The organism is Lysobacterales bacterium, from assembly GCA_014946745.1.
In the GTDB taxonomy this organism is placed as follows: domain Bacteria; phylum Pseudomonadota; class Gammaproteobacteria; order Xanthomonadales; family Xanthomonadaceae; genus Aquimonas.
This window is the reverse complement of the sequence record JADCRD010000001.1, coordinates 2771448-2785072: the sequence shown is the minus strand read 5'-3', so window position 1 is coordinate 2785072 and position 13625 is coordinate 2771448. Positions and strand designations below refer to the sequence as shown.

Sequence of the window (13625 nt, the reverse complement as noted above, 5' to 3'; positions counted from 1 at the left end):
ATTGGGGATTCGGGATCTGGGATTCGCAAAGGCGCAAGCCGAGCTGTCCTGACGACCGAATCCCCGCTCTGACGAATCCCGACTCCCGACTCCCGAATCCCGGAGACTGCAATGAAAGACCTGCTTAACCTCTTCAACCAGCAGCGCCAGACGCTCGATTTCGACGCCATCAAGATCGCGCTGGCCTCGCCGGACTTGATCCGTTCCTGGTCCTACGGCGAAGTGAAGAAGCCCGAGACGATCAACTACCGCACCTTCAAGCCGGAGCGTGACGGCCTGTTCTGCGCGGCGATCTTCGGCCCGATCAAGGACTACGAGTGCCTCTGCGGCAAGTACAAGCGCATGAAGCACCGCGGCGTGGTGTGCGAGAAGTGCGGCACTGAAGTGACCTTGGCCAAGGTGCGCCGCGAGCGCATGGGCCATATCGATCTGGCCAGCCCAGTTGCGCACATCTGGTTCTTGAAGTCGCTGCCGTCGCGGATCGGCCTGATGCTGGATATGACGCTGCGTGACATCGAGCGCATCCTGTACTTCGAAGCCTACTGCGTCATCGAGCCGGGCATGACCCCGCTGGAGCGCGGCCAGCTGCTGACCGAAGAGCAGTACCTGCAGTCGGTGACCGAGCACGGCGACGACTTCGACGCGCGTATGGGCGCGGAAGCGGTCTACGAGCTGCTGAAGTCGATCGACCTCAATGCCGAGCTGGCGCAGCTGAAGGAGGAGATCGCCTCCACCAACAGCGAGACGAAGCTCAAGCGCCTGTCCAAGCGCATCAAGCTGATGGAAGCCTTCATTGAATCGGGCAATCGCCCCGAGTGGATGGTGATGACGGTGCTGCCCGTGCTCCCGCCGGATCTGCGCCCGCTCGTACCGCTCGACGGCGGTCGCTTCGCTACCTCGGATCTCAACGATCTGTACCGTCGCGTCATCAACCGCAACAACCGTCTGAAGCGCCTGCTGGAGCTCGCCGCGCCGGACATCATCGTGCGCAACGAAAAGCGCATGCTGCAGGAGTCGGTCGACGCCCTGATGGACAACGGCCGTCGCGGCCGCGCCATCACCGGCACGAACAAGCGCCCGCTGAAGTCGCTGGCCGACATGATCAAGGGCAAGCAGGGCCGCTTCCGCCAGAACCTGCTCGGCAAGCGCGTCGATTACTCCGGTCGTTCGGTCATCGTGGTCGGTCCGACGCTGCGCCTGCACGAGTGCGGCCTGCCGAAGAAGATGGCGCTCGAACTGTTCAAGCCCTTCATATTTTCCAAGCTGCAGCGCCGCGGCCTGGCCACCACCATCAAGGCAGCCAAGAAGCTGGTCGAGCGTGAGTCGGCTGAGGTGTGGGATATCCTCGAAGAGGTAATCCGCGAGCATCCGGTGATGTTGAACCGCGCGCCCACCCTGCACCGTCTCGGCATCCAGGCCTTCGAGCCTGTGCTGGTTGAAGGCAAGGCCATCCAGCTGCATCCGTTGGTCTGTACCGCGTTCAACGCTGACTTCGACGGCGACCAGATGGCCGTGCACGTGCCGCTCTCGCTGGAAGCCCAGCTGGAAGCGCGTGCGCTGATGATGTCGACCAACAACATCCTGAGCCCCGCCAACGGCGAGCCGATCATCGTTCCGACCCAGGACGTCGTCCTCGGTCTGTACTACATGACTCGCGCGCTCGAGAACAAGAAGGGCGAGGGTATGGTCTTCGCCAATCTTGGTGAGGTGCAGCGCGCCTATGACAACCGCGTGGTTGAGTTGCATGCCAAGGTCAAGGTGCGCCTGAAGCTCACCAACATTGCCGAGGACGGCACCCGCAGCAGCAAGACCTCCATTGTTGACACCACAGTCGGCCGCGCGCTGCTGGCCGAGATCCTGCCTGAAGGTCTTTCGTTCGAACTCGTCAACACCGAGCTCAACAAGAAGTCGATCAGCCGACTGATCAACGCCTGCTATCGCCAGTTGGGTCTCAAGGAGACGGTGATCTTCGCCGACCAGCTGATGTACACCGGCTTCCGCAACGCGACGCGTGCGGGCGTCTCCATCGGCATTGATGACATGGTCATCCCGGACGCCAAGCGCCAGATCCTGGCGGGCGCCGAGCGCGAAGTGCTGGAGATCCAGGAGCAGTACCAGGGCGGTCTCGTCACCGCCGGCGAGCGCTACAACAAGGTCGTCGACATCTGGTCGCGCACCAACGAGCAGGTCGCCAAGGCGATGATGGAAGGCATCGGCACCGAGAAGGTGCAGAACGCCAAGGGCGAGACCATCGACCAGAAGTCCATGAACTCGATCTACATCATGGCCGACTCGGGCGCGCGTGGTTCGGCGGCACAGATCCGTCAGTTGGCCGGTATGCGTGGACTGATGGCCAAGCCGGACGGCTCGATCATCGAGACGCCGATCAAGGCGAACTTCCGCGAAGGCCTTGACGTCCTGCAGTACTTCATCTCGACCCACGGCGCCCGCAAGGGTCTTGCCGACACCGCCCTCAAGACGGCGAACTCGGGTTACCTGACCCGCCGTCTGGTGGACGTCGCCCAGGATGTGGTCATCACCGAGGTGGACTGCGGCACCCGCAACGGTCTGACCATGACGCCGATCGTCGAAGGCGGCGATGTGGTCGAGCCGCTGCGCGAGCGCGTGCTCGGTCGTATGGTCGCGGAGGATGTGTATCTGCCGGGCAACGACGAGGATCCTTTCGTCACCCGCAACACCCTGCTCGATGAGAAGTGGGTGCAGAAGCTCGAAGACGCCGGCGTGCAAACCATTCAGGTCCGCTCGACGATCACCTGCGAGTCCAGCTTTGGCGTCTGCGGTCACTGCTACGGCCGTGACCTCGCGCGCGGTCACGTCGTCAATATCGGTGAAGCGGTGGGCGTGATCGCGGCGCAGTCGATCGGCGAGCCGGGCACGCAGCTGACGATGCGAACCTTCCACATCGGCGGCGCGGCCTCGCGTGCAGCGGCGGTCGACAACGTCTCCGTGCGCACTAGCGGTACGGTCAAGTTCAATAACCTTAAGACCGTCCAGCATGCGGCCGGCCACCTCGTGGCTGTCTCGCGTTCGGGCGAAATCTCGGTGATGGACGGCCACGGGCGCGAGCGCGAGCGCTACAAACTGCCTTACGGCGCAGTGCTGAACTTCAAGGACGGCGCCGCGATCAAGGCGGGCGAAGTGGCGGCCAACTGGGATCCCCACAACCATCCGATCGTGTCTGAAGTCGCTGGCTTCGTTCGCTACGTTGATCTGGTCGAGGGCGTCACCGCTATCGAAAAGACCGACGAGCTCACCGGTCTGGCCAGCATCGAGATCACCGATCCCAAGCGCCGCGGTTCGGCGGGCAAGGATCTGCGCCCGATCATTCGCATCGTCGACGGCAACGGCAAAGATCTCTCGATTCCCGGCACCGACTTGCCGGCGCAGTACCTCCTGCCACCGCGCTCGGTGGTCAACCTGCAGGACGGCGCTCCAGTGGGCGTGGGCGACGTTGTTGCCAAGATCCCGCAGGAGGCCTCGAAGACGCGCGACATCACCGGTGGTTTGCCGCGCGTCGCCGACCTATTCGAAGCCCGCAAGCCGAAGGACCCGGCCATCCTGGCGGAGCGCTCGGGAGTGGTCAGCTTTGGCAAGGACACCAAGGGCAAGCAGCGTCTGATCATCAAGGATGCTGACGGTGGTGAGCACGAGGAGCTGATCCCCAAATATCGCCAGATCATCGTGTTCGAAGGCGAGCACGTCGAGAAGGGTGAGACCGTGGTGGACGGCGAGCCGAACCCGCAGGACATCCTGCGCTTGCTCGGCGTCGAGCCGCTGGCTGCCTACTTGGTCAAGGAGATTCAGGACGTCTATCGCTTGCAGGGTGTGAAGATCAACGACAAGCACATCGAGACGATCATTCGTCAGATGTTGCGCAAGGTTGAAGTCACGGATACCGGCGACAGCCGTTTCCTGCGCGGCGAACAGCTCGATCGCGTGCGCGTGATTGAAGAGAACCAGAAGATCAACGCGCGCAGCGGCATTGTTGCCAAGTACGACCCGGTTCTGCTTGGCATCACCAAGGCCTCCTTGGCAACCGAGAGCTTCATCTCCGCGGCCTCGTTCCAGGAGACGACCCGCGTACTGACGGAGGCGGCGGTGCGCGGCACGCGCGACACCTTGCGGGGCTTGAAGGAGAATGTTATCGTGGGTCGCTTGATTCCTGCCGGTACGGGCCTTGCTTATCACAGCAAGAGACGTCGCCGTGACACGGAGCTCACTGACGCCGAACTCGATATCCTCCGTAGCTCAGCGCTTGGCGCTCCCGAGGGCGTTGCCGATACCGGCGAAAGCGCTTGATGTTCCTTGGCCGTCATTCATATGGCGGTCGCCTCGGACTCGCCAGAGCATGGCGAGCCGCAACGGGCCCAGGGTCCAGAACCAACGAAATGAGGCGCAGGATGCGCCTCGTGTTCGCGGACACGAAGTCCGAGTGCAGGGGTCGTCACTCGTTGACGGCCTTTGTGCGCACACGCTAAACTTCTCGGTCTTGGCGGGCCCGGGTTGGCTCGTCTTTGTTTTCTAGAGGCTCTCTGCAATGGCAACCATCAACCAGCTGGTGCGCAAGCCCCGGCATCCGAAAACCTACAAGAGCGCCTCGCCGGCCCTGGCGAGCTGCCCGCAGAAGCGCGGCGTCTGCACCCGCGTCTACACCACCACCCCGAAGAAGCCTAATTCCGCGCTTCGCAAGGTGGCCAAGGTGCGCCTTACCAACGGCTTCGAGGTCATCAGCTACATCGGTGGCGAAGGGCATAACCTTCAAGAGCACTCGGTCGTGCTGATTCGCGGTGGCCGTGTCAAGGACCTGCCGGGTGTGCGTTACCACACCGTGCGCGGCTCTTTGGACGCCGTTGGTGTTGCCAAGCGCCGCCAGGGCCGTTCCAAGTACGGCGCCAAGCGCCCGAAGAAGTAACACAGGCAAGCGCGCCGCACGCGTGGCGCGCGTTCTACCCGATCTTTTCAAATCAGGTTCGCATCATGTCCCGTAAAGGTTCGCCCGGTACCCGCTCTGTCCTGCCCGACCCCAAGCACGGCAGCGAATTGGTTGCCCGCTTCATCAATATGGTGATGAAGAGCGGCAAGAAGTCTGTTGCTGAAAGCATTGTGTACGGTGCAATGGACGTTATTGGCGAGAAGTCCGGCAACCCGCTGGAGCTCGTCGAGAAGGCGCTGGGCAACGTGGCCCCGGCAGTCGAAGTGAAGTCTCGCCGTGTCGGTGGTGCGACCTATCAGGTTCCAGTCGAAGTGCGTAGTTCGCGCCGCAACGCCTTGGCGATGCGCTGGGTGATTGAGTCGGCCCGCAAGCGCGGAGAAACCTCGATGCCCCGCAAGCTCGCTGGCGAGCTGCTGGACGCGGCCGAGAGTCGCGGTGGCGCTGTCAAGAAGCGCGAAGAAACGCACCGCATGGCTGAGGCTAACAAGGCCTTCTCGCACTATCGCTGGTAACGGTTGCTGTCGGGCCGCGCTCTTACGGGCGTGGTTCGCGCACGTTGCTGCCTGAAGATCTGAAAGGAACTCCCGTGGCTCGCAAGACCCCAATCGAGCGCTACCGCAACTTCGGCATCATGGCTCACATCGATGCTGGCAAGACCACCACGACCGAGCGCATCCTGTTCTACACCGGCGTGAACCACAAGATCGGTGAAGTGCATGATGGCGCAGCCACCATGGACTGGATGGAGCAGGAGCAAGAGCGCGGAATCACGATTACCTCCGCCGCGACGACCTGCTTCTGGAAGGGCATGGATGGCGCGCTGCCGGATCACCGATTCAACATCATCGATACTCCTGGCCACGTCGATTTCACGATCGAGGTGGAGCGCTCGCTTCGAGTGCTTGATGGCGCGGTGTTCGTTCTGTGTGCGGTCGGTGGCGTGCAGCCGCAGTCCGAGACTGTCTGGCGCCAAGCGAACAAGTACAACGTGCCGCGCTTGGCCTTCGTCAACAAGATGGATCGTACCGGCGCGAACTTCGGCAAAGTGATCGAGCAGCTGCGCGCGCGCCTCGGGGCGTATCCCGTCCCGATGCAGGTGGCGATCGGCGCTGAAGATACCTTCGAAGGCGTCGTTGATCTTCTGAAGATGAAGGCCATTCAGTGGGACATGTCCACCAACGGGACGACCTTCACCTACGGCGACGTTCCGGCGCACCTGAAGGATCAGGTGGAGGCTGCTCGCTCGTTCATGGTCGAGGCCGCCGCCGAGGCGTCCGAAGAGCTGATGAACAAGTACCTCGAAGAGGGTGAGCTCTCCGAAGCCGAGATCATCAATGGCATTCGTGAGCGGACGATCAAGTGCGAGATCATCCCGGCGTTCTGCGGTACCGCGTTCAAGAACAAGGGCGTCCAAGCGATGCTCGACGCAGTCGTGCAGTTTCTGCCGTCTCCCGCGGATCGTCCGCCGGTCAAGGGCATTGATGAGGACGAGGGCGAGGCTTTCCGCAAGGCGGGCGACTCTGAGCCTTTCTCTGCCCTGGCCTTCAAGATCATGACCGATCCGTTCGTCGGGTCGCTCACGTTCTTCCGTGTTTACTCTGGCACGCTCAACAGCGGCGACCAGGTCTACAACCCGGTCAAGTCGAAGAAGGAGCGCGTCGGTCGCATTCTTCAGATGCATGCCAATCAGCGCGACGAGATCAAGGAAGTGCTGGCTGGCGACATCGCGGCAGCCGTCGGTTTGAAGGATGTCACCACCGGTGACACGTTGTGCGATCTGAACAACGTGATCACTCTGGAGCGAATGATCTTCCCGGAGCCCGTCATTTCGATGGCGGTTGAGCCGAAGACCAAGGCCGACCAGGAAAAGATGGGCATCGCGCTTGGTCGCTTGGCTCAGGAAGACCCGTCCTTCCGCGTGCGGACGGATGAAGAGTCAGGCCAGACCATCATTTCAGGCATGGGCGAACTGCATCTCGAGATTCTGGTTGACCGCATGAAGCGCGAGTTCAACGTCGAGGCGAACACGGGCAAGCCGCAGGTTGCTTACCGCGAGACGATCCGCAAGTCAGTGAAGCAGGAAGGCAAGTTCGTTCGCCAGTCCGGTGGTCGCGGCCAGTACGGCCATATCGTTATCGAGATGGAGCCGCAGGAGCGCGGTGCGGGCTACACCTTCGAGAGCGCCATCGTGGGTGGCGTGGTTCCGAAGGAGTACGTCACGGCGTCGGACAAGGGCATTCAGGACGCGATGACCACGGGCCCACTTGCCGGATATCCGGTCGTCGACATCAAGATTCGCGCCGTTGACGGCAGCTATCACGACGTCGACTCGAACGAAATGGCGTTCAAGGTCGCGGGATCCATGGCCTTCAAGGAGGCCTTCGCCAAGGCGAGCCCGGTCCTTCTAGAGCCGATCATGAAGGTTGAGGTCGTTACGCCCGAGGATTATCTCGGTGATGTGATGGGCGACGTCAGTCGCCGGCGCGGCATTCTCCAGGGTTCGGACGATAGTCCGTCCGGTAAGGTCATCAACGCGATGGTGCCGCTTGGCGAAATGTTCGGCTATGCGACCACCTTGCGCTCCATGAGCCAAGGGCGCGCGACCTACACGATGGAATTCGATCACTACGCCGAAGCGCCGGCGAACATCGCCGACGCAGTGACCAAGAAGGGCTGATCGAGCGTATCGCTCCAGCCAAGACTCCAAGACATAAACAAAGAGGTTCAAACCATGGCCAAGGGTAAGTTCGAGCGCACCAAGCCGCACGTGAACGTGGGCACGATCGGTCACGTTGACCACGGCAAGACGACGCTGACGGCGGCGCTGACGAAGGTGGGCGCGGAGCGTTTCGGCGGCGAGTTCAAGGCCTACGACGCGATCGACAAGGCGCCGGAAGAGAAGGCGCGCGGCATCACGATCTCGACCTCGCACGTCGAGTACGAATCGCCGAACCGCCACTACGCCCACGTGGATTGCCCGGGTCACGCCGACTACGTGAAGAACATGATCACGGGCGCGGCGCAGATGGACGGCGCGATTCTGGTGTGCTCGGCCGCTGACGGCCCCATGCCGCAGACGCGCGAGCACATCCTGCTGGCCCGCCAGGTCGGCGTCCCCTACATCGTGGTCTACCTGAACAAGGCGGACATGGTGGATGACGCCGAGCTGCTGGAGCTGGTGGAGATGGAAGTCCGCGAGCTGCTGTCGAAGTACGATTTCCCGGGCGACGACACCCCGATCGTCAAGGGTTCGGCGAAGCTTGCGCTTGAAGGTGACCAGTCCGAGATCGGCGTGCCGTCGATCATTGCGCTGGTGAATGCGCTGGACACCTACATTCCGGAGCCTGAGCGCGACATCGACAAGACCTTCCTGATGCCCGTGGAAGACGTGTTCTCGATTTCGGGCCGCGGCACCGTTGTGACGGGCCGAATCGAGCGCGGCGTGATCAAGGTCGGTGACGAAGTCGAAATCGTGGGCATTCGCCCGACGGTCAAGACCACGGTCACCGGCATCGAGATGTTCCGCAAGCTGCTGGACCAGGGTCAGGCGGGCGACAACGCCGGTCTGCTGCTGCGCGGCACCAAGCGCGACGATGTCGAGCGCGGCCAGGTGCTGTGCAAGCCGGGTTCGATCAAGCCGCACACCCAGTTCGAAGCTGAGGTGTACGTGCTGTCGAAGGACGAGGGCGGTCGTCACACGCCGTTCTTCAAGGGCTACCGTCCGCAGTTCTACTTCCGTACGACCGACGTCACCGGATCGATCGAGCTGCCGGAAGGCGTCGAGATGGTGATGCCGGGCGACAACATCAAGATGAACGTGACGCTGATCGCCCCGATCGCGATGGAAGAAGGCCTGCGCTTCGCGATTCGCGAAGGCGGTCGTACCGTCGGCGCCGGTGTTGTCGCCAAGATCATCCAGTGATACGATAGCGGGCTTGCACCCGGGGGGTGGGACGAACGCTCCCACCCCCGACGCTCTTTAACGAAAACCAAGGACCAGGCCCATGGCGGACCAGAAGATTCGGATTCGGCTCAAGGCGTTCGATCATCGCTTGATCGACCGTTCCGCGAGCGAGATCGTGGAGACGGCCAAGCGGACCGGCGCGCAGGTGCGCGGACCGATCCCGCTGCCCACGAAGACCGAACGCTATACCGTGCTCGTGTCGCCGCACGTCGACAAAGACGCCCGCGACCAGTACGAGACCCGCACGCACAAGCGCGTGCTCGATATCGTGGATCCGAACGACAAGACCGTGGACGCGCTCATGAAGCTTGAGCTCGCGGCTGGCGTCGACGTTCAGATCAAGCTGTACTGAGGCATTCCCCATGAGCATCGGAATCGTTGGCCGCAAGTGCGGCATGAGCCGGATCTTCACCGAGTCGGGTGAGTCGGTGCCGGTCACCCTGATCGAGGCGACCCCTAATCGCGTGGTCCAGGTCAAGACTCTGGAGTCGGACGGCTACGCCGCCATCCAGGTCACCGCTGGCGCGAAGCGCGCCGCCCTGCTGAACAAACCGGAAGCCGGTCACTTCGCGAAAGCGAAGGTTGAAGCGGGTCGTGGTCTTTGGGAGTTCCGCATTGCCGCTGACAAAGCGGGAGAGTACGCGGTGGGTGCGGAGATTCGCGCCGATATCTTCTCCGAAGGCCAGAAGGTCGATGTTGCTGGCGTCAGCCGCGGTAAGGGCTTTGCCGGAACCATCAAGCGCCATGGTTTCACCATGGGCGACGCCACCCACGGTAACTCGCTGTCGCATCGTTCGCCTGGCTCGATCGGCCAGCGCCAGACCCCGGGGCGCGTGTTCCCCGGTAAGAAAATGTCCGGCCACATGGGTGCGGTCAATCAGACCTCCCAGAATCTTGTCGTCATGAAGGTGGATGCCGAGCGCGGCTTGATCGCTGTGCGTGGTTCCATCCCGGGTGCTCCCGGTGGCGACGTCATCGTCCGCCCGGCGGCCAAGGCCTAAAGGAGCTCAGTCATGGAACTCGCAGTCAAGGGAAGCTCCAAGACGCTGACCGTCTCCGACGAGGTGTTTGGTCGCGACTTCCGCGAAGACCTGGTTCATCAGGTGGTCGTGGCTTACCGCAACGCCGGCCGTGCAGGCACCAAGGCTCAGAAGAGCCGTTCTGAGGTGTCCGGCACTACCAAGAAGTTCAAGAAGCAGAAGGGTGGCGGTGCTCGCCACGGTGACTACCGCGCGCCGATCTTCATCGGCGGAGGCGTCAGCTTCGCCGCGCGCCCTCGCAACTTCGCGCAGAAGATCAACCGCAAGATGTACCGCGGTGCGCTGCGTTCAATCCTGTCTGAGCTGAACCGCCACGGCCGTCTGCTGGTCGTCGAGTCGTTCGATCTGGAGCAGCCGAAGACCAAGGAACTGGTCGCCAAGCTGGCCGAGCTTCAGCTGGGCAAGCGTCCGCTGATCGTGACCGAGAACGGCTCCGAGGCGCTGTACTTGTCCGCTCGCAACATCCCCTACGTCGAAGTCCGCGACGTTCAGGGCCTGGATCCGGTTTCCCTGGTGGGCGCCGATCACGTCGTGGTGACCGTGGACGCGGTCAAGAAGATCGAGGAGTGGCTGGCATGAGCACCGAACACATCCTGAGCGTGCTGCGCGCGCCCCTGATCTCCGAGAAGGGCGCCCGCCTGCAGGAAGTCTCGAACCAGTACGTCTTCGAGATCGCCGCTGGCGCCACCAAGGCCGACGTCAAGGCTGCTGTCGAGCAGCTCTTCTCGGTCAAGGTCGAGGGGGTGAACGTCGTCAACGTCAAGGGCAAGAGCAAGTCCTTCCGTTCCCGCGCGGGTCGTCGCGGTGATTGGCGCAAGGCCTACGTCAAGCTGGCCGAAGGCCAGTCCATCGACGTCATGGCCCGGGCCTGAGGTAAGCAGACATGGCAGTGATCACTTACAAGCCCACGTCGCCGGGTCGCCGCTCCAAGGTGAGCGTCAGCCGCGACCATCTGTACAAGGGTGCCCCCCACGCGGCACTGGTCGAGTCGCAATCGCGCACCGGCGGCCGCAACAACGCGGGTCGCATCACCACGCGTCATATCGGTGGTGGCCACAAGCAGCACTACCGAATCGTCGACTTCAAGCGTGATAAGGAAGGTATCGCGTCGCGCGTCGAGCGCATCGAGTACGATCCTAACCGCACCGCGCACATCGCGCTTCTGTGCTACGCCGATGGCGAGCGTCGCTACATCATCGCTCCCAAGGGTGTCCAGGTCGGCGACCAGCTGATGTCCGGCCGCGACGCTCCCATCAAGGTTGGCAACACCCTGCCGCTGCGCAACATTCCGATCGGCACCACGGTGCACTGTGTCGAGATGAAGCCGGGCAAGAAAGCGCAGCTGGCGCGCAGCGCCGGTGCCTCTTGCCAGCTGATCGCTCGCGAGCAGGGCTACGCGACCCTGCGCCTGCGCTCCGGCGAAATGCGCAAGGTGCCGGCAGATTGCCGCGCCACCATCGGCGAAGTCGGCAACAGCGAGCACAACCTCACCAAGATCGGCAAGGCCGGCGCGAAGCGTTGGATGGGCGTTCGTCCGACCGTTCGCGGCGTGGTGATGAACCCGGTCGACCACCCGCATGGTGGTGGTGAAGGCCGCACCTCGGGCGGTCGCCACCCGGTCACCCCTTGGGGTGTGCCGACCAAGGGCTACAAGACCCGCAACAACAAGCGCACCGAGCAGTTCATCGTGCGGCGCCGGAAGTAATAGGAATAGGTCATGGCACGTTCACTCAAGAAAGGCCCGTTCATTGATCTGCACCTCGCCAAGAAGGTGGAGACCGCTGCGGCCACGAATAACAAGCGTCCGATCAAGACCTGGTCCCGTCGCTCGATGGTGCTGCCGGAAATGATCGGCTTGACCATTGCGATCCACAACGGTCGCCAGCACGTTCCCGTGCTGATCAACGAGAACATGGTCGGCCACAAGCTGGGCGAGTTCGCCGTCACCCGGACCTTCAAGGGTCACGGTGGCGACAAGAAGTCCGGCCGCTAAGGAGCGATTGCAATGGAAACCAAAGCCATCCTCCGCGGTGCACGCATCTCCGCACAGAAGGTCCGCCTGGTCGCCGACCAGGTGCGCGGCCTCCCCGTCGATCGCGCCGACAATCTGCTGAAGTTCAGCGAGAAGAAGGCCGCCCAGATCGTCCGTAAAGTCCTGCTCTCGGCGGTTGCCAACGCCGAGAACAACGACGGTGCCGACGTCGACGAGCTCAAGGTCGCCCGCATCTTTGTCGATGAGGGCCCGACCATGAAGCGCTTCCACGCCCGCGCCAAGGGCCGCGGAGCTCGTATCCTGAAACGCACCAGCCACATCACTGTGGTTGTGGGCACCGGCCAGTAATCGGGGACGCACGATGGGTCACAAAGTTCATCCGATCGGAATTCGCCTTGGAATCTCCAAGGATTGGAATTCCAAGTGGTACGCCAACAAGCGCGATTTCGCCGGTTACTTGGCGGGCGACCTGAAGGTTCGCGAGATGCTGCGTAAGCGTCTTGCCGCCGCAGGTGTTTCGCGCATCCAGATCGAGCGCCCGGCCAAGACAGCCCGCGTGACGATTCACACCGCCCGCCCGGGCGTGGTGATCGGCAAAAAGGGCGAGGACATCGAGAAGCTGCGGCGCGACGTCAGCGAGATCATGGGTGTGCCCGTGCACATCAACGTCGCTGAGGTTCGCAAGCCGGAGCTCGACGCCCAGCTGGTCGCTGAGTCGATTGCCCAGCAGCTCGAGCGCCGCATCATGTTCCGTCGGGCGATGAAGCGCGCTGTCGGCAATGCGATGCGCCTCGGTGCGCTTGGCATCAAGGTCAACGTGGCCGGCCGCCTCAATGGCGCTGAAATCGCACGTTCGGAGTGGTATCGCGAAGGTCGCGTACCCCTGCACACTCTGCGAGCCGACGTCGACTATGGCTTCGCTGAGGCTCACACCACTTACGGCGTCATCGGTATCAAGACCTGGATCTACAAGGGCGAGGTCTTCGATTACTCGCAGGTGGGTCAGGAAAAGGCCGAAGAGCAGCGCTCAGAGCGCGCGCCCCGTCAGGCCAAGTAAGGAATCCCTGTCATGTTGCAGCCCAAAAGAACCAAGTACCGCAAGGTACATAAGGGCCGGAACACCGGCCTCTCCTGGAACGGCGCGCAGGTCAGCTTCGGCGAGTATGGCCTCAAGGCCACCACTTACGGACAGCTGACGGCTCGTCAGATTGAGTCCGCCCGACGCACCATCAGCCGCTACGTCAAGCGTGGTGGAAAGCTTTGGATACGCGTTTTCCCCGATAAGCCGATCACCCAGAAGCCCATTGAGGTTCGCATGGGTAGCGGTAAGGGTAACGTCGAGTACTGGGTGGCGCTCGTTCAGCCTGGCCGAGTTCTCTACGAGATTGAGGGGATCCCCGAAGAGACGGCTCGGGAGGCTTTTCGTCTGGCCGCCGCCAAGCTGTCGGTTCAGACCACTTTCGTGACCCGGACGGTGCGCTGATGGACATCAAGGAACTCCGCCAAAAGTCGGCCGTTGAACTTAAGGCCCACCTCCTCGATCTGCGCCGCGAGCAGTTCAACCTTCGCATGCAGAAGGGCAGCGGCCAGTTGACCCAGAGCCACCAGCTGAAGAACGTGCGCCGCGAGATCGCGCAAGTGAAAATGCTGCTGGGCTCCAACGCGTAAGGCGAC

Annotated in this window: 15 protein-coding genes; all 15 read left to right on the top strand. The window is 62.5% G+C overall.

Translation table 11 applies throughout. The features are described from left to right. The first annotated feature begins 111 nt into the window (after positions 1–111). Positions 112–4320: a DNA-directed RNA polymerase subunit beta' gene (gene rpoC, locus H4O13_11130; GenBank protein MBE5315941.1), complete on the top strand. Its 4209-nt coding sequence runs from the start codon at positions 112–114 to the stop codon at positions 4318–4320. Positions 4321–4558: 238 nt separating this feature from the next. Beyond that, positions 4559–4933, top strand: coding sequence for a 30S ribosomal protein S12 (rpsL, locus tag H4O13_11125; GenBank protein MBE5315940.1), 375 nt, complete (start codon positions 4559–4561; stop codon positions 4931–4933). A 65-nt stretch (positions 4934–4998) separates the two neighbouring features. Next, complete coding sequence (gene rpsG, locus H4O13_11120) at positions 4999–5466, top strand: 30S ribosomal protein S7 (protein MBE5315939.1); 468 nt, start codon at positions 4999–5001, stop codon at positions 5464–5466. A 74-nt stretch (positions 5467–5540) separates the two neighbouring features. Continuing rightward, on the top strand, positions 5541–7631 hold the full coding sequence (gene fusA, locus H4O13_11115; protein ID MBE5315938.1) for an elongation factor G: 2091 nt from the start codon (positions 5541–5543) through the stop codon (positions 7629–7631). Between the two features lie 54 nt (positions 7632–7685). Next, positions 7686–8876, top strand: a complete 1191-nt coding sequence (tuf, locus tag H4O13_11110; protein MBE5315937.1) for an elongation factor Tu — start codon at positions 7686–7688, stop codon at positions 8874–8876. A gap of 82 nt (positions 8877–8958) precedes the next feature. Then, positions 8959–9270, top strand: a complete 312-nt coding sequence (gene rpsJ, locus H4O13_11105; protein MBE5315936.1) for a 30S ribosomal protein S10 — start codon at positions 8959–8961, stop codon at positions 9268–9270. A 10-nt stretch (positions 9271–9280) separates the two neighbouring features. Further along, positions 9281–9919, top strand: a complete 639-nt coding sequence (rplC, locus tag H4O13_11100; GenBank protein MBE5315935.1) for a 50S ribosomal protein L3 — start codon at positions 9281–9283, stop codon at positions 9917–9919. Between the two features lie 12 nt (positions 9920–9931). Further along, positions 9932–10537, top strand: a complete 606-nt coding sequence (rplD, locus tag H4O13_11095) for a 50S ribosomal protein L4 (GenBank protein ID MBE5315934.1) — start codon at positions 9932–9934, stop codon at positions 10535–10537. Further along, positions 10534–10830: a 50S ribosomal protein L23 gene (gene rplW / locus H4O13_11090; protein MBE5315933.1), complete on the top strand. Its 297-nt coding sequence runs from the start codon at positions 10534–10536 to the stop codon at positions 10828–10830. Before rplD ends, rplW begins: the two co-directional genes overlap by 4 nt. Positions 10831–10841: 11 nt before the next feature. Next, on the top strand, positions 10842–11663 hold the full coding sequence (gene rplB, locus H4O13_11085) for a 50S ribosomal protein L2 (protein MBE5315932.1): 822 nt from the start codon (positions 10842–10844) through the stop codon (positions 11661–11663). A 12-nt stretch (positions 11664–11675) separates the two neighbouring features. Then, a complete protein-coding gene (gene rpsS / locus H4O13_11080; protein ID MBE5315931.1) occupies positions 11676–11951 on the top strand; it encodes a 30S ribosomal protein S19 in 276 nt (91 codons plus the stop codon). 12 nt (positions 11952–11963) lie between these two features. Next, positions 11964–12299, top strand: a complete 336-nt coding sequence (rplV, locus tag H4O13_11075; protein MBE5315930.1) for a 50S ribosomal protein L22 — start codon at positions 11964–11966, stop codon at positions 12297–12299. A 13-nt stretch (positions 12300–12312) separates the two neighbouring features. After that, the gene (gene rpsC / locus H4O13_11070; protein MBE5315929.1) at positions 12313–13008 is read left to right on the top strand and encodes a 30S ribosomal protein S3; all 696 of its coding nucleotides are present in this window, start codon (positions 12313–12315) and stop codon (positions 13006–13008) included. Positions 13009–13020: 12 nt separating this feature from the next. Continuing rightward, positions 13021–13434 carry a 50S ribosomal protein L16 gene (rplP, locus tag H4O13_11065; protein ID MBE5315928.1) on the top strand — a complete coding sequence of 138 codons (414 nt, stop codon included), beginning with the start codon at positions 13021–13023 and terminating at the stop codon, positions 13432–13434. Continuing rightward, positions 13434–13619: a 50S ribosomal protein L29 gene (gene rpmC / locus H4O13_11060; GenBank protein MBE5315927.1), complete on the top strand. Its 186-nt coding sequence runs from the start codon at positions 13434–13436 to the stop codon at positions 13617–13619. Before rplP ends, rpmC begins: the two co-directional genes overlap by 1 nt. The last annotated feature ends 6 nt before the right edge of the window (positions 13620–13625 follow it).